Origin of the sequence: Brucella daejeonensis (assembly GCF_014199265.1) — a bacterium.
Lineage (GTDB): Bacteria > Pseudomonadota > Alphaproteobacteria > Rhizobiales > Rhizobiaceae > Brucella > Brucella daejeonensis.
In genome coordinates, this window is sequence record NZ_JACIJG010000006.1 from 1 (window position 1) to 16,810 (window position 16,810).

The following is a 16,810-nucleotide window of genomic DNA, read 5'->3' on the forward strand; positions in this document are numbered from 1 at the left end:
TTCACGTTCGAAAGCTCAACTCCCGAACCGTCCCCCTTAACACGGATCTTGACGTTGTAATCAACAACACGTTTCACTGCGACAAGGACTTTCATAGGTATTTCCTCAGTATTCATTCAAAGTTCGACAGCAGCCAGTTCAGGCAACGCATGAACAGGTTCAACGACCACCGTGTTGCGCAGCGGCTGGCCGAAACCTTCGGCGACGATTTCAAAAACATCACCAGGCTGGGTCCGAACTCCATCGGCAAACGACAGCGTGGCCGTGCCGAACATATGGACATGCACATCACCCGGCTGGCGGAAAAGACCGTATTTGAAATGGTGATATTCGAGATTGGCGATCGTATGGGACATATTTGCCTCGCCGGACAGGAACGGCTTTTCCCAGATAACCTTGCCATCGCGGAGGATTCGGCTGGTGCCACGAATATCCTGCGGGGCAGCACCGATGCGGATTTCCGGCCCTATAGACGCCGGACGCAGCTTGGAATGGGCGAGCCAGAGATAGTTGCCCCGCTCCGTGACGTGATCGGAAAATTCATTGGCAACAGCAAAGCCTATGCGCAGCGGACGGCCATCATCGGCGATGACATAGATGCCGGCGATTTCCGGCTCTTCGCCAAAATCCTGCGCGAAAGCCGGTGAAACGAGCGCCGCCCCCGGCGTCGCCAGCCCGTGACCGTTGCCTTTATAAAACCATTCCGGCTGCACTCCTGCTTCGCCTGCGGCGGGCTTGCCGCCTTCAAGACCCATGCGGAACATCTTCATGGAATCCGTCAGTTCAGCTTCGGCGGCCATGGCCTTGGCGTGCATGCTGTCGCGGGTTGCAGCCGAGCCCAGATGAGTCAGGCCGGTGCCGGTCAGATGCAGATGGGTCGGATCCATATGGGTGATCGGCGATAGATAACACCCTTCGGCGGCAAGCTGTTCCGCGTCATATTGCGCGCCGAAACCCTGTTCCTTGATATAATCGATAAGGGGTTTACCGCTCTTGATCGCCGCCAGCGCCAGTTCACGCACACCGGTTGCTCCGAGCACTTCGCGCGCCGGTTCTCCCTCGGCGCGTGCAAGCACACGGATTGCACCGTCTTCTCCCCTGATTTGCGATATCAGCATTTTCAAACTACCTCTGTTCGAGCGTTACATGCTCAGAATGATTTTGCCAAAATTGTCGGCGGTTTCCAGCATTCGATGCGCTTCTTCCGCCTTCCCGAAAGGCAGAACAGCATGAATGGCAGGCTCTATTTCCCCGGAGGCAAGAACCGGCAGCCAGCGCTGGCGGAAGCGTTCGACAACCGCGGCCTTTTCGTCCGCCGAATGCGGACGCAGCGTGAAGCCGCGCAATTGCAGCATCTTGGTCAGGATCGCAGGCACGTCGGCTTCCGCCTTGCCATCACTGAGCAATCCCACAAAAGTCATGCGTCCCCGCCAGCGTAAGAGCGAAATATGGCGGGCAAGATAAGCGGGACCGACGAAGTCCTCGATCACATCGATGCCATCAGGGTAAATCTCGCGAATGGCATCGGCAAAATCGACCTCGCGATAATTCAGGACGTGGTTTACGCCCCAGTCGCGCAGGCGGCGGGCCTTGTCCTCGCGCCCGACCGTTGTGATGATTTCAGCCTTTACATGCTGCGCCATGCGGATCGCCGTACTGCCGACCGCGCTGCCGCCCGCATGGATCAGCACGCGTTCACCGGCCTTGAGGCGCGACAGCTCGAACAGCGTTTCGGAAGCCGTGCAGAAAGTCTCGATGACCGCCGCTGCACGTACATCGTCCCAGTCGGAGGGAACGACAACCACATGCCGCCAGTCGGCGACGGCATATTCCGCATAACCGCCGCCGGACAAAAGGGCCGCGACCCGCTTGCCGCGCAGATGATCCGGCACGCCGCTGCCCGTTTCGATAACCTCGCCACTGCATTCGACACCCAGCACCGGATTAGCGCCCGCAGGCACAGGATAGACCCCTGCCCGCTGCATCGCATCAAGCCGGTTCACGCCCACCGCGCCAACGCGGATCAGCACCTCGCCCACAGCCGGTGTCGGGCGTTCCACCTGCATGTAACGCAGTGCTTCCGGTCCACCCGGCTCAGGCGCATGGCAAATTTGCATCATAGGCATGGATCGTTCTCCTCAATTCTGGTCGGCATGGAACCATTGTTCCTGAATAAAGCGGTATTCTCCCTGATGCCCGCGCCGGATACGCGCAAAGCCGGGAAAGTGAATATGCATACCCCCGACCAGATGATTTTCCTCGACGCACCGCTTCAGGATCTTGCGGCGCGACAGGGCGGCGGCGGGCGTATCGGTGTCGAAGATCATGCCCACATCGGGATCGGCAAGCTGCACTTCGGGCACATGGACAGTATCGCCCCAGATGATCATCGCCGCCCCACCCGAGCGCAGGATATAGCAGCTATGTCCCGGCGTATGCCCAACCGACGGCACGGCGGTGATCCCCGGCAGCACCTCGCATTCGGCGTCAAACATGCGCACGCTATCGGCAAGATAGGGTGTGATCTGGATGCGGCCCGCATCGAAATAGACACGCTTCTGGCGCTCTGTCGCACGCGCCTTGGCTTCGTCGTCGAACCAGTGCAGGATTTCCGCCTGGTGGACATGAACCGTCGCTTTCGGAAAAAGCCTTGCGCCGGTTGCCGGATCGGTAAGGCCGTTGGAATGATCCGGGTGGATATGGGTCAGAAGCACATCGGTGATATCTTCCGGCGCAAGCCCTATATGCGCCAGCAGCTCCGGCAAACGTCCGCAGGTCGGCCCCATGATATCGCCCGAACCGCAATCCACGAGGATATTGCGTACATCGTCACGGACGAGAAAAGCATTAATCGAGACAACCGGTGGCGCAATCCTGGTTTCTGCGACAAGAAACTGCTTTAGTCGCGCCGGATCGCCATTGCGAAAAATATCGAACGTATCGTAAGCGACATAACCGTCGCAGAGCGCGGTCACCAGCATATCGCCCAATGGGCGATGATAAACCGCGGGTATCTGCTTGAAATCGCTCATGTCGCACCGCCTTTTTCGACAAGCGCCAGCTGCGGCGTTTCCACAAGCTCATAGCGCTCCATGAGCTGACGTCGCAATTCGGCGCGCGACAGTTTGCCAATGGCATTGCGCGGCAATTCATCAACAGCGGCGAAAAGCCTTGGCCGCTTGTAAGAGGTCATGGCGGCCAATGCAGGCGCCAGCCGCTCCCGCCAGCCCGATGGCGGACGCGCCGCGACGAGCGTAATCACCTCGCCCCAATATTCTGACGGAAAACCGAGCACGAGCATTTCCGTGTCGGGAAAGGCTGAGGCAAGCGCTCGTTCCACCTCGTCGGGGGCAACCTTGTAGCCACCGGTTTTCATCATGTCGGACTGGCGCGCGACCAGAAAAAGACGTCCCTGCCCGTCCAGCCGCCCCAGATCGCCGGTATCGTGGAACTCGCCGGAGCCAAGCATTTTCAGGCCATTGACCGTCATATAGCCCCGGAACATATGCGGGCTGTACAGGAAAATGCGTCCCGCTTCGCCATCCCGCAGCACGTGATCGTCATCGTCGCGGATTTCGATCCGCACACCCGTCGCCGCCCAGCCGACGCACAGCCCCTCATCGGCGCTGGCGTTTCCGGCATAGGCTACAGCCGTCTCGGGAGGAGAAAGCACGGTGATCGGATTGAATATCTCGCTTTTGCCATAGGTGACGCGAACGATCTCGCCGAACCACTCCACAACCTTGCGGTAGAGCGTCGGCGAAAGCGGCGCGGTGCCGGTCAATATCGTGCGCAATCGCGGCTTAATGTTGCCCGCCTGCGCCAGCGCATCTGTCAGCTTGGCCAGAACGGTCGGCGGTGCAAACATCTCGGTGAGCGTGCCGGAGGCCAGAAGCGGCAACACGACGGACGTGTCCACGCCCTGCATCAGATGCACGCTGGCGCCTTCAGCCAGATAGGCGAAGGTCAGGAGCGAACTGCCATGCGAGAAAGGTGTCATCAGCAGGATGCGATTGTACCCGCCTTGCTTAATCGGAAGCACCGAGCGCAGCAGCAATCCCGCCGTCCAGCGTCCCAGATGCGTATGGATTGCGCCCTTGGCAGGGCCGGTGGTGCCACTGGTGAAAACGATACGGCTCGGCGCTTCCGGCTCCACATCCGGCCACTCATGCGCTGTGAAGAGACGCGGCGCGCATAAGCGCACATCTTCAGTCGGAACCGACGGTACCAGCGCCGTTTTCGCCGCGCCGTCGAGAAGCACGACCCGCGTTCCGGTGCAGGACAACGCGTGATCGAATTCTTTCTGGCTGAGAACGGGATTGACCGGAACCTCGGTCGCTCCGGTCAATGCCACGGCATAGCTTGCCGCAGCCGCCAGCATCGAGTTCTGGAAGACCGTCGCGACGAAATCGCCGGGGCCAAGACCAAGTGTCCGCAGCCGGTCCGCAATGCCTGCCGCCCGGTCTACGATTTCAGCGATTATATGACTGCCTTCAGCATCGACGATACCGATACGGTCGCCATAGCGGCCGCGCATGACCGCCAGTTCATCTCCCCAACGCATCTTGACCTGTCGCTCCCATCACATTTCTTCGGGAAAACATTCCGGCCCGAGCGGATCTTCGCCGTTTGCGGCCAGCGCGCGCGACCATTTTTCCAGCCACCAGCCATAAGGCTCCGGCCAGCTGGAAAAATCGCGTTCCACGCCCATTTCCCAAGCGACATGATGCGCCCAGAACGGATTGAACAGGATCTGGCGACCGATGCAGATCAGATCGGCCTTGCCGTCCTGAAGAATGGATTCGGCATATTGACCGGTGCGGATCATGCCAACTGCGGCGGTCGGAATCTGCGCCTCATGACGCAGACGATCGGAGAGCGCCACCTGATAGCCCGGCCCGCGCGACAGGTTCGAGTTGGTCGCGCCCGCCCGCATGTTGCCACCGGACGAACAGTCGATCAGATCGACGCCCGCCGCCTTCAGTTCACGGGCAAACACGACGCTGTCGTCTTCCGTCCAGCCGCCCTCGATCCAGTCCGTCACCGAAAGCCGCGCAAAGAGCGGCATCGATTCCGGCATGAGGGAGCGCAGCCGCGCCACCACCATCAAAGGCAGGCGCATCCGGTTTTCAAGACTGCCGCCAAAACGGTCGGTACGCTGGTTGGCCAGAGGCGACAGAAAACTCTGAAGCAGATAACCGTGCGCCAGATGCAGTTCGAGAAGATCGAAACCGGCAAGGATCGCGCGGCGCGCACCGGCCGCATAGGCGTCGATGATGCCTTCGATCTGTTCCTCGGTCATCTCAACCGGCGTCAGCCAGCTATCCGATAGCGGAATGGGCGAAGCCCCCATCGGATAAAGCTGAATGTCACCGGCCGCGAGATTACGCTGCGAAATCGGCCCGTTACCCTCATGGGCGCGCTGCTGCCCGCCCTTGCGTCCGCCATGGCTGATCTGGATCGCCGTCTTCGCGCCATAGCGCTTCATCTCGGTGACCAGACGCGCCATGGGTTCGATATGGCTGTCGGACCAGAGGCCCGGATCGCCATTGCTGACGCGGCCGTTGCGGGTCACGAAGGTCTGTTCCATGATGACAAGACCGGCGCCCCCCATCGCCATGCGCTCATAATGCGCAAACTGGAAGGGTGTCAGGCACCCGTCCTCTGCGGAATAAGTGCCCATGGGCGAAACCACGATACGGTTTTTCAGCGTCACGCCGCGTACCGTATAGGGCTGGAAGAGAAGCGGTCGGTTTGTCATCTGGAACTCCGATCCTGTCTTTTACCGGGCAAGCGCGAGCGTGTCGCGCACCACATCGGCAATCGGAAGCTTCGCGCCGCTGTCGAGAGACGCGAAGAGTTTTTCGGCATGGTCGCGTGCAACACCGGCCTTCGCGCCCAACTGGGTCAGCCGGCGCTCGAAGACCTCCAGCGAACGCTCCGGCGTCTGATAGATCAGGCTGCGCGGCATTTCCTGCGAATGCGCGGCGCGCTCGGTGCCGTCCTTCATGGTGATGGTCAGTTGCGAATCCCATGCGCCATTGACGGCGTCGGGAATAACGGTCGTCTTGACCACCAGATCGAGGACCACCGGATCGTTGCGCAGCGTGTTGCCCATGTCATAGGTGATGTCGCCCTGCGACAGCATGGTGGCAACCGCAAAGGCTGTGCTTGCCTGCGTCTGCACCATACGTTCGTATGGACCCTTATAATTGGTGCCCGGATAAGCCGTAAATGGCTCCCAGAGCGTCACCTTGATATCCGCGATCTCACGCGGATCAATTCCGTCGAGATAGACTTTCTGCGCCGCCATGGCTGCGGCCATATTGTCGCCCAGTGTCGCATAGGGCTTGGCCTGAATGGTGCTCATCATCGCCGGGTCCGGCGGCAAGGCCCAGACTTCCGGCGTGGCGTCCATACCGGCCACCGTCGAAAGAAAGCCCTTCGGCCCGTCCAGCGCCTGCGGCGCGCCGGTGACACCGGCTTCGGCCAGACAGGCCGCAATCAGCCCACCCTGCGCGGCACGGCCGTTTTGCACGCGCCATTCGTCGGCACCGGCGCGCACCGGTTCCAGCGTGCCGGCGGTGGTGGAAGCGGCAATCGAAACAGCCGAACCGGCTGCAACGGCATTCAGTCCGAGAAGGGCAGCACTACCGGCGGCGGCGGCAATAGTGCCCAAAGTCGGGCTGGTGCGGAAACCGCGCGCAATCAGCTTGCGCGCAACGACTTCGTCACGCCCCAGCCAGTTGATGACGCTATAGCCGGCGACCAGTGCGCGCAGCACGTCTTCCAGCGTCGCGCCCTTGCGTTCGCCGAGCGCAACGATAGCGGGCGGCACCAGTGAACCCGGATGCGTCCAGGATTCGTGATCCGTATCGTCCTGAAAATGCGCATGCACGGCGACACCATTGGCGAAAGCCGCCTCGGTTGCCGAAAGGCGCGTGCCGGAAACCCACGCGGTTGCCGAATTGGCTGCGCCCGTTTCCAGCGCATGCGACAAACCAAGCGCTGCGCGGGCGGTGGGTTCGGTACGCGCCGAAAGCGCCAGCCCCAATGCATCGATGAGGCAGATCAGTGCCTTTTCGCGAACGGAGCGTTCGAGCGTCAAAGTGGAATAGCTGGCAAGATAATCGCCAAGAATCTGGCTTGCAGTCTTCATGATATCCTTCTCCCGAAAGGAAAATAATGTCGTTATATCAGGCACACAGCGCCCGAATTCATCCCCGGCTGTAAAGCCATGCGCGACTGGTGCCGATACCGGCCCGGCGCAACTGCACGAGGCTCGATGCATGGCTCCAGGCGGCAGCGAAAACATCGAGCACGGTGGCCTTGTCGATCTGTTTCAGCCCTTCGCGCGCGAAAATTTCCGCCATCACGCCCTCGGCAGGCACGATGACCTCGGCACCGCGCGCAATCAGTTCGCGAGCCGTCTTCGTGAACGCCTCGATCAGTCTGGACGGCTCGTCGCGCGCCGCGATCAATTCATATTCGTCCATGCCGGGCGATACCGCCGTCACATCGAGCACGCGCGCTTCGAGATGATGCTTCGCCACCGAAAGCTTGGTCATGTAGGCGACGTTCGCCATGTTCGAGATCATGCCAATCTGACCGCCCAGCGAACAGCCGACCAGAAGGGCTGCTTCCGTCAGCGAGACGACCGGAATATCAACCGCCGTGCGCATTTCGCGCAGATAAGGTTCACTGAACGATCCCATGATAAAGGCGTCATAGCCCTGCTTCTCCGCCTCCACCGCCTGTTCGACAATGGGCGCCAGCACGCGATGATAAAGATAGGCGTTGCCCAGCGCATCGCTGGGGCTTTGATCGCCATAGGTGCCTTCCGGCAAGCCCTGAACATGCACATCGACCGCATCGCCCATGAGATTGCGGGCATGGGCCTCGATACCGCGTTTGTAGGCATCGATCCGGCTCAATTCATTGACCGACTGGTGCCAGAATTTCATAGCCATTTCATTCCTCCCTGTACTTCGGCGTTCAGGCAGACGCCTGAAAAACTTCCGGCCCCATCGGCTTTTCACCGTTGGATGAAAGCGCGCGTCCCCATTTTTCCAGCCACCAGCCATATTGCGGCGGCCAGCCGGAGAAATCGCGATTGACGCCCAGCGCCTCGGCGGCATGATGCGCCCAGAACGGATCGAACAGCGCCTGACGGCCAAGGCAGATCAGATCGGCCCTGTCTTCCTGAAGGATTTTTTCGGCAAATTCCGGCGTGCGGATCATGCCAACAGCGGCGGTTGGAATGCCGGTTTCCTTGCGAATCTGTTCGGCAAAAGGCACCTGATAGCCCGGCCCGCGACCGAGGCTGGCATTGGTCGCGCCGATGCGCAAATTGCCGCCCGAGGAACAGTCAACCAGATCGACGCCTGCATCCGACAAGGCGCGGGCAAGAACGATGCTGTCCTCCATCGTCCAGCCGCCCTCGATCCAGTCGGTGGCGGAAATGCGTGCGAGAAGCGGCATCGAATCCGGGATAACCTGCCTTATTCCGCGTACGACCTCCAGCGGAAAACGCATGCGGTTTTCGAGGCTGCCGCCATAATCGTCGGTGCGATGATTGGCGAGTGGCGACAGGAAATTTTGCAGCAGATAGCCGTGCGCCATATGCACTTCTATCAGATCGAAACCGGCCAGCATGGCGCGCTTTGCCGCCGCGACAAAAGCCTGTCGCAGGCCGTCGAGATGGCCGAGCGAAATCGGTTCCGGCGTCAGCCAGCCCTCGCCCAGTGGCAGCGCCGATGGCGCCAACGGCGTCCATTGTTCCTCGCCCATGGCCAGATCGCGATCCGTCAGCGGTCCGTTGCCGCGGATGGCGCGCTGCATGCTGCCCTTGCGTCCGCCATGGTTCAACTGGACACCGGTTTTCGCACCATAGGATTTCATATGGCTGACAAGCGACCGCATCCCGGCGATCTGACTGTCATCCCACAGGCCCGGATCGCCATTGGTCACGCGACCGCGCCGGGTGATGGAGGTCTGTTCCACCATGACCAGCCCCGCGCCGCCCATGGCGAAATTCGCGTAATGCGTATGATGAAATGGCTGAAGCTGCCCGTTTTCCGCCGTATAGGTGCCCATGGGCGAGATGACGACACGATTTTTCAGCGTCACGCCGCGCAGCTTGAATTCGGAAAACAGTCGGACGTCCGTAGGCATTGTTTACTCCTCCGCAAATTCGCGGTCCGTGCCTGTCGAAAGGCAAAGACCCTCCGTTCCGCGTCCTTGCGAACGCGGCTGCATCATCTCCAACTTGCAATTAGCCGGCTATTTCGGCGTCAGTTCCACCACCGGCGGCGACGTACAGGACGCCTGCGCGTTGAACGTGGTTGGAATGATGACGCGACGCGGCTCTTCCCTTTTTCCGTTCGCAATCAGGTCAAGCAACAAAGCCGCAGCCGTCGCCCCCACTTCGTTCTGATCCCAACTGACGACGGCAATCGGCGGCTGGTGCAGATCTGCCAGTTCGCTCTGCCCTGACCCCACCACCGAAATATCCTGCGGTATGCGCAAGCCTCTCGTGCGAACCGCTTTCAGAACGCCTGCCAGCATATCGATACCGCCCGCGATGATGGCTGTTGGCGGTTGCGACAAGCCGAGCAGCGATGACGTCACCCGATAGGCCTGATCGCGCAGGAAGCTTTCGGCAATCATCAGTTCCGGCGCAGGCTCCAGACCGCGCTCCTTGTAAGCCCGCAGAAAACCGCGCACGCGCGCGCCGCCCGGATGAAGTCTGGTCGGGCCGGTCAGGAGCGCAATGCGGCGGTGGCCCAGATCGAGCAGATGCCCGGTGGCCTGCGCAACGCCAGCCTCGTGATCGGCGTAAACGGCATTGCACCATGACGGCTGATCGCGGTCGATCATCACCAGCGGCACCGGCAATGTGCGCAACAATTCCTCGAACTCGCCTTCAATCGGCGTATAAGGCCCCATCAGGACACCATCCACCTGACCGCTCGAAAAGCTGCGCAGCAATTCGACCTCGCGCTGGCGGCGACCTTCGGAATTGGCGATCAACAGCGCATAACCGGACTCGTTGAGCATGTTATGCGCCGTGGACACAAAGCCACCGAGCTGCGCGATATTGATTTCGCGCAGGATGCAGCCGACCGTCTTCGTCCGCCCCATGCGCATCGACTTGGCGGCGGCATTGGGCACGTAACCCAGTTCCGCTATGGCGCTCTCGACCGCCTTGCGGATTTGTGGGCGCACATCGGCGGCATCGTTGACCACGCGCGAAACCGTGCCGATCGATACGTTGGCGAGCAAAGCGACGTCGCGTATGGTGGGGGTTTTGGCCATGGTCGATCCGCAGCAAAGCCTTTCAGAGTTCAAAGTTCCATTGTTCGGTGGCGACCCTGTAGCCGGTCCCCTCCCGCACGAGCCAGCCGAATCCCGGGAAATGGATATGCATGCCCGCGACAAGCATATCCTGTTCGAAAATCCGGGCCAGAAGGTTTGTACGATTACGAGCCGCCATGTCGGGGTCGTGATCGAAGCTCATTGAAACCTCCGGACGGGCCACCTGAATTTCGGGCACATGCGCCAGATCGCCCCAGACGATCATCTGCTTGCCCTCGGAATTCAGGAGCCATGTGCTATGGCCCGGTGTATGCCCGGCGCATTCCACAAGCGTGATGCCCGGCAGGACTTCTTCGCCATCCTCGGCAAGCCGCAAATGGCCCTCCCGATACGGGTCGATCTGTTCGCGCGCCCAGCCAAAATAACGCAGCCGCTTGCGCTCGTCCGCCGCTTCCATCTCGGCGTCCGAATACCAGTGTTCTATTTCCTTGCGGTTGGCGATCACCGTGGCGTTGGGGAACAGACGCTCACCCGTTGCCGGATCGGTCAGACCGCAGGAATGATCGGGGTGGCAATGCGTCAGGAGAATGGTGTCGATCTCCTCCCGGCGCACGCCCGCCGCTTCAAGATTGCCAAACAGCTTGCCCGCCGTGGGGCCGAATTTCTCGCCGGAACCGCAATCGATCAGCACGGTCCCGGCAGGACCCCGCAGGAGGAAACAGTTGATCGAGATTCTGGGCGGCGAAACCCGGTGATCCCGCGCCAGCATCATATCGACTTCGTGCGGCTCGAATTCACGGAAGATATTATACCCCATCTCGACATAGCCGTCGGAAAGGGCCGTCACGAGAAAGGAGCCGAAACGGCGGTGGTAGACACCGGGAATCTGGCGGGCGGGCAAGCTGTTCATCATCTATCGTTCCAGATCATATGAAGCTGCATTTCAAGTCAGGGCCTAGAGCGGTTCCGATTAAAACGGAGTCATTGAAACCGCTCTATCTGTTTATTTTTTCGCCTATCCCGAAAATCGCTTCGCACTTTTCGGGATAGGCTCAAGTTCATTACACCAGATCGAGTTCGCGGAGATCTTTCATCTCCTCGATCCGGTATAATTTTTCAAACAACGGTCCAACCTTTTCCTCCGGCAGGAGAATTCCGGCGCAGCCTTCGAACTTCTCCTGCAAGGCGTCACGGTCGAGCTGCATTTGCCAGCTTCCGCGCGCATGTTCCACCGGAGCATGGCGTAGCACTGTCCCGTCGCGCAAGGTGATCCAGACCAGATCGAAAGGCGCGACCGGCAGATCGGCATCGGTGGCCTTTTCCTCGTTGACCGTCACATCGACGCGTTCTAGCATCTCCTGCACATCCTTGCGGCCGACAAAATCGTCCGTCAGTTCCTGCAAGCCCACGCGACGCGCCACGGCGGCGCTTGCCATGGCGAATTCCATGGAAAACTTGGCGGCCAGCCCCGTCTGCGGGCGATGATTGCGCAACATCAGACGTTGCGTGATCCCGGTATGGACATGCACCGTCGCAATATCTTGCGGCGCCAGATCATGTTCGCTGACCAGATCGAGCATCGCATCGATGGCGCGATGAGTGGCGTAGCAGGTCGGGTAGCGCTTGATATTCACGCCAAAACGCGCCGCCATGGATTCCTCGCCGATCCTGAATGCATCGGCGGATACATCCGGCGACCCGGACGGCGAGAAAGCGCGCAGGAAGCCCGTGCGATGTTCCAACGCATCCAGACTGCCGGTATAGCCTGCCGCCGCGAGCCGAACCGCCTGAATGCCCGATTGGGCCGTGCGCCCGGCATGAAGCGACTTGGTCATGGAGCCGAAATTCGCAACCAGACCGGCGGCAAGCGAGGCCGCAATAGCAAGTGCATGGGCGGTTTGTTCCGACGACAGGCGATGCAACCGGGCAGCGGCCGCAGCACAAGCCAGAGTGCCCATTACCGCCGTCGGATGGAAACCCCGGTCGTGCAGATGGCCGGGTTCCAGTTCCGCCAGATGCGCCCATAATTCGTAACCCGCAAGATAAGCCGCAATGGCATCCTCGCCGGATGATTGCAGGATATGACCTTCCGCCAGAATGAGCGGCACCAGAACCGTGCTCGGATGACCGGCGAGCGCCACGTCATCGAAATCCAGTACATGCGCGGCAACGCCGTTGACAAGTGCCGCATCCGGCGCGCCATAGCGCTGACCATTCACGGCCACCGGCGCATCGTTGCTGCCGGTCGCGGGCGTGGCAATCGTCGCCACCAGTCCGACCGCCGGCTCGCGCGCGCCGGCAAGCATGGTGCCGACGCAATCCACGATGCCGATGCGCGCGGCATGAACCGCCTCGGTCGGAACCTTGGAAAGGTCGAAATTCGCGACGAATTCCGCCGCTTTGCGGGTGATGCTATCCATGATCGACCTCAATAGGAACGCGGCAGGCCCAGCATGTGCTGACCGACATAGGCCAGGATCATGTTGGTCGAAATCGGCGCGGTCTGATAAATGCGGCATTCGCGCCATTTGCGTTCGATGCCGTATTCCACGGCGTAACCGAAGCCGCCAAAAGTCTGGAGCGCGGTATCGGCGGCTTTCCATGTGGCCTCGGATGCGAGCAGCTTGGCGATATTGGCCTCGCCGCCGCAAGGCTGGTGCGCGTCGAACAGGGCTGCTGCCTTGCGCGCCATGAGATCGGCGGCTTCGAGCTCGGCATGGGCGCGGGCAATCGGGAACTGCACGCCCTGATTGGCACCGATCTCGCGATTGAACACGCGGCGTTCCTTGGCATATTCCACGGCGCGGCGCACCATGTAGCGCCCGTCGCCGACGCATTCCGACGCAACGAGAATGCGCTCGGCATTCATACCGTCGAGAATATAGCGGAAGCCCTTGCCTTCCTCGCCGATCAGCGCGGAAGCCGGAACACGCAGGTTTTCGATGAAAACTTCCGTCGTGTTGTGGTTGATCAGCGCATTGATCGGACGAATATCGACGCCATTTCCGCGTGCTTCGCGCAGGTCGATCAGGAACACAGAAATGCCGTCCGTCTTCTTGGCGACCTGATCCAGCGGCGTGGTGCGGGCGAGGAGTAGCATAAGATCGGAATAAAGCGCACGCGACGTCCAGACCTTCTGGCCGTTGATGACATAATGATCGCCATCGCGCACGGCGCGGGTCTTGAGCTGCGTCGTATCGGAACCGGTGGTCGGCTCCGTCACGCCGAAGGCCTGAAGGCGCAGGCGTCCGGCAGCGATTTCCGGCAAATAAGTGCGCTTCTGCTCTTCCGAGCCGTGGCGCAGAAGCGTGCCCATGATATACATCTGCGCATGGGCCGGGCTTGCCTGACAGCCGCAGGAATTGATTTCTTCCAGGATCACGGCTGCGGCGCGCAACGGTAGGCCTGCCCCGCCGTATTCTTCGGGGATGAGCGCGGCCAGAAAGCCGCCATCCGTCAATTCCTGCACGAATTCGGACGGATAACCGGATTTTTCATCCAGCTTGGCCCAGTACTCGAGCGGATATTGTTCGCAGATACGGCGGATCGATTCACGCAGTTCGGGGAAGTCTTCGCCCAGTTCCATGGTAGCGACAGTATGGGTCATAGCGCAGTCTCACTTTGCAACTGAAAATGTCTTGGGAAGTCCGGCGCGTGCAATCGCGCCGCTATAGCGTTCTTCATCGCCCAGCCACGCCTCGACGTCGCGGCGGATTTCCAACAGGGCCTGAATGTCAGCACCGGTGGAAAAGCCCATGCTTTCAAGCATATAGGCCGTATCCTCGGTATTGATGTTGCCCGTTGCTCCCGGCGCGAAAGGACAGCCGCCAAGGCCCGCCAGCGAACTGTCGAACACACGCACGCCCGCTTCCAGTGCCGCGGCGACATTGGCGAGGCCAAGGCCACGCGTATCGTGGAAATGGCAAATGATGCGGCGTCCATCGGCAATCTCGACAATCGGCGGCAGGATTTCATGCACCTGTGCCGGATTGCCGTAGCCGACCGTATCGGCGACGATCAGCTCGTCCGCGCCCATCGCCGTCACACGGCGCGCAATCTCGAAAACGCGCTCAGGATCGACATAGCCTTGCAGCGTGCAACCGAATGTGGTTGCCAGTCCGCAGGCCAGCACCATGTCGCGACCGGCTTCGGTCTGCTTCAGCGCCACGATGCGCTCGAATTCCGCGACCGCCTCTTCCGTGGAACGGCGGACATTGGCCTGACTATGGGCTTCCGAAACCGACAGCACATAGTTGATGTGGCGAAAGCCTGCGGCGAGCGCCCGCTCGGCACCCTTGAGATTGGGCACCAGCGCCGAACAGACCGCGCCCGAAAGTTTGGGCAGGCTCTTGGCCAGTTCGTCGGCATCGGCAAATTGCGGCACAATCTTCGGCGGCACGAAGGAGGTCAGTTCGATCTCGCGGACACCGGCGCCGATCAACCGCTCGGCCCATTCCCGCTTGCGTTCGGTTTCCAGAAAGCGCTTGGCCATCTGGATGCCGTCGCGCAGACCCACTTCACGTAAGATTACGTGTTCAGCCATGGCTCATACTCCCCGAAACGCTGCCGGACGCTTTTCATTGAAAGCGCGCACGCCCTCAAGACGGTCCTCGGTGGATACCATGCGGTTGTAGCATTCGATCTCAAAAGCGAGGCCATCGGCCAGCGACATCTGCAAGCCGCGATGGATGGACTGCTTGGCCTGACGCACGGAGATCGGCGCATTGCCAGCAATGCGGCGGGCAGTAGCAAGCGCTGCATCAAGCAGCTCCGCCTGCGGCAGCACGCGATTGATAAGCCCCCATTCAAAGGCATCCTGCGCGGTGAAAGGCAGGCCGGTGAGGATGACTTCCTTGGCGCGCCGTTCGCCCACGGCGCGCGGCAGGTTCTGCGTGCCGCCCGCGCCCGGCATGATGCCAAGCGTCACTTCGGTCAGTGCAAAACGCGCGGTTTCCGACGCATAGGCGAAATCGAGCGCTGCCGTGATTTCGCAACCGCCGCCATAGGCCGCGCCGTTGATCGCGCCGATCACCGGGATCGGACAGGCAATAATGGCGCGCAACATGCGCTCGAACATGGCGTGCTGGCGCAGCCATTGCGCATCGGTCATGCCGTTGCGCTCCTTGAGATCGCCGCCGGCACAAAACGCTTTTTCGCCAGAACCGGTCAGGACGAGGACACGCAGGCCCTCGGCATCGATCTGGAACCTCTCGAAGAGGTCCATCAGTTCCTCGCCCATACGGGTATTCATGGCATTGGCTGCCTGTGGCCGGTTCAGCCGGATCAGCAGCACATGATCGTCAATACGCTCCAGTTCGAGCGTTTCATAAGCGCGTTCCATCAGCTTTCCTGTCGAATTGTCTGGTTGTGGGCTCCAAGCTTGGGAGCGGATCCGCCCGAAGTCGGGCGCTCATCGTCAAGGGTGAATGGCAGTCCGACCCATTTATACCCGTCGGCTTCCGTCAGGATGCCGACAGCTTCGGTCTGCGGATGTGTCCAGACCTTGTCGATGGTCAGAAGCGGGCAATTCGGTACGCCGACCGCGTCGAGTTTCTCACTAAGATCGGCAACCGTGAGCTTCGCCACGGCGACTTCGATTTGCGGAACCAATTCATCGCGCAGCAGCACCCGGTCACGATTGAGCTTGAAGCGTTCGTCCTTGCCCAGATGCTCCAGCCCCGGCAGCGCCGCGCAAAGCTTTGCAAACAGTTTGTCATTGCCCGCAGCGATCATCACCCAGCCGTCGCTGGCCTGGAAGGCCTGATAGGGTACGATTTCGGCAAGGCCGGAGCCATAGGGCTTGCGCACCTCGCCCGCCACCGCATGAGCGGCCAGCGGAATGGTCATCCAGGCCAGTCCGGTTTCAAAAAGCGACGTGGCGACATGCGCACCTTCGCCATTTTTGCTGCGCTCGAAAAGAGCGGCCAGCAGACCGATCACGGTCCACATGCCCGATCCCATATCCACCAGCGACACGCCGACACGGACGGGAGGACGGTTCGCCTCGCCCGTCATGGACATGATGCCCGACGAAGCCTGCGCCAGCGGATCATAACCGAGCTTGCGCGACAACGGGCCGGTCTTGCCGAAAGCCCCGATATCGCACCAGATCATGCCCGGAGCCTGACGCCGCATATCATCGACATCGATCCCGAATTTGGCCAAAAGCCCCGGCCGCAAATTCTGGATCACGGCATCGGCACCGAGGATCAGTTTTTTAAGAAGAGCCAACTGTTCAGGGTCGGAAAAGTCGAGCGTGAGGCTTTCCTTGCCCCGGTTGAGTGCGTGAAACGCGGTGGCGTCTTCATTGAAGAAGGGCGGTCCCCAGCCACGCGCATAATCGCCGGTGCTGGGATTTTCGACCTTGATCACGCGTGCGCCAAGCTCGGCCAGAATGAGGCCGGCGTAGGGAGCGGCGACGCTGTGTCCCAGTTCGAGGACGGTAAGACCGTGAAGCGGTGCGGATTTACCCAAAATAAGTCTCCTGTCGAAT

15 protein-coding genes and 1 pseudogene are annotated in these 16,810 nt (G+C 60.7%); all 16 read right to left on the reverse strand.

Annotation, left to right across the window (positions count from 1 at the left end; genetic code table 11):
- Positions 1 to 95 (reverse strand): annotated as a pseudogene (locus FHS76_RS08910) (electron transfer flavoprotein subunit beta/FixA family protein); the annotation flags it as partial.
- Between the two features lie 21 nt (positions 96 to 116).
- Positions 117 to 1,118, reverse strand: a complete 1,002-nt coding sequence (gene araD1 / locus FHS76_RS08915) for an AraD1 family protein (RefSeq protein WP_183650974.1) — start codon at positions 1,116 to 1,118, stop codon at positions 117 to 119.
- A gap of 24 nt (positions 1,119 to 1,142) precedes the next feature.
- The gene (locus FHS76_RS08920) at positions 1,143 to 2,126 is read right to left on the reverse strand and encodes an NAD(P)H-quinone oxidoreductase (RefSeq protein ID WP_183650977.1); all 984 of its coding nucleotides are present in this window, start codon (positions 2,124 to 2,126) and stop codon (positions 1,143 to 1,145) included.
- Between the two features lie 12 nt (positions 2,127 to 2,138).
- Positions 2,139 to 3,032, reverse strand: a complete 894-nt coding sequence (locus FHS76_RS08925) for an MBL fold metallo-hydrolase (RefSeq protein ID WP_183650980.1) — start codon at positions 3,030 to 3,032, stop codon at positions 2,139 to 2,141.
- The gene (locus FHS76_RS08930; RefSeq protein WP_183650983.1) at positions 3,029 to 4,564 is read right to left on the reverse strand and encodes a class I adenylate-forming enzyme family protein; all 1,536 of its coding nucleotides are present in this window, start codon (positions 4,562 to 4,564) and stop codon (positions 3,029 to 3,031) included. The genes FHS76_RS08925 and FHS76_RS08930 overlap by 4 nt, the downstream gene beginning before the upstream one ends.
- Before the next feature lie 18 nt (positions 4,565 to 4,582).
- Positions 4,583 to 5,761, reverse strand: coding sequence for an NADH:flavin oxidoreductase/NADH oxidase (locus tag FHS76_RS08935; protein ID WP_183650986.1), 1,179 nt, complete (start codon positions 5,759 to 5,761; stop codon positions 4,583 to 4,585).
- Positions 5,762 to 5,782: 21 nt separating this feature from the next.
- On the reverse strand, positions 5,783 to 7,159 hold the full coding sequence (locus FHS76_RS08940) for an MmgE/PrpD family protein (protein ID WP_183650989.1): 1,377 nt from the start codon (positions 7,157 to 7,159) through the stop codon (positions 5,783 to 5,785).
- Positions 7,160 to 7,217: 58 nt separating this feature from the next.
- A complete protein-coding gene (locus FHS76_RS08945; RefSeq protein WP_183650992.1) occupies positions 7,218 to 7,970 on the reverse strand; it encodes an aspartate/glutamate racemase family protein in 753 nt (250 codons plus the stop codon).
- A gap of 25 nt (positions 7,971 to 7,995) precedes the next feature.
- Positions 7,996 to 9,174: an NADH:flavin oxidoreductase/NADH oxidase gene (locus tag FHS76_RS08950; RefSeq protein WP_183650995.1), complete on the reverse strand. Its 1,179-nt coding sequence runs from the start codon at positions 9,172 to 9,174 to the stop codon at positions 7,996 to 7,998.
- A gap of 108 nt (positions 9,175 to 9,282) precedes the next feature.
- Positions 9,283 to 10,317: a LacI family DNA-binding transcriptional regulator gene (locus FHS76_RS08955; protein WP_183650998.1), complete on the reverse strand. Its 1,035-nt coding sequence runs from the start codon at positions 10,315 to 10,317 to the stop codon at positions 9,283 to 9,285.
- A 22-nt stretch (positions 10,318 to 10,339) separates the two neighbouring features.
- Positions 10,340 to 11,230: an MBL fold metallo-hydrolase gene (locus FHS76_RS08960; RefSeq protein ID WP_235992618.1), complete on the reverse strand. Its 891-nt coding sequence runs from the start codon at positions 11,228 to 11,230 to the stop codon at positions 10,340 to 10,342.
- Positions 11,231 to 11,378: 148 nt separating this feature from the next.
- Positions 11,379 to 12,737, reverse strand: a complete 1,359-nt coding sequence (locus FHS76_RS08965; protein ID WP_183651001.1) for an MmgE/PrpD family protein — start codon at positions 12,735 to 12,737, stop codon at positions 11,379 to 11,381.
- 8 nt (positions 12,738 to 12,745) lie between these two features.
- Positions 12,746 to 13,924 (reverse strand): acyl-CoA dehydrogenase family protein, encoded by a 1,179-nt coding sequence (locus FHS76_RS08970; protein ID WP_183651002.1) that lies wholly within the window; start codon positions 13,922 to 13,924, stop codon positions 12,746 to 12,748.
- Between the two features lie 9 nt (positions 13,925 to 13,933).
- A complete protein-coding gene (locus tag FHS76_RS08975; protein ID WP_183651004.1) occupies positions 13,934 to 14,860 on the reverse strand; it encodes a hydroxymethylglutaryl-CoA lyase in 927 nt (308 codons plus the stop codon).
- Between the two features lie 3 nt (positions 14,861 to 14,863).
- On the reverse strand, positions 14,864 to 15,658 hold the full coding sequence (locus FHS76_RS08980; protein WP_183651006.1) for an enoyl-CoA hydratase/isomerase family protein: 795 nt from the start codon (positions 15,656 to 15,658) through the stop codon (positions 14,864 to 14,866).
- Positions 15,658 to 16,791 (reverse strand): CaiB/BaiF CoA transferase family protein, encoded by a 1,134-nt coding sequence (locus FHS76_RS08985; RefSeq protein ID WP_235992619.1) that lies wholly within the window; start codon positions 16,789 to 16,791, stop codon positions 15,658 to 15,660. The genes FHS76_RS08980 and FHS76_RS08985 overlap by 1 nt, the downstream gene beginning before the upstream one ends.
- Positions 16,792 to 16,810: the final 19 nt, after the last annotated feature.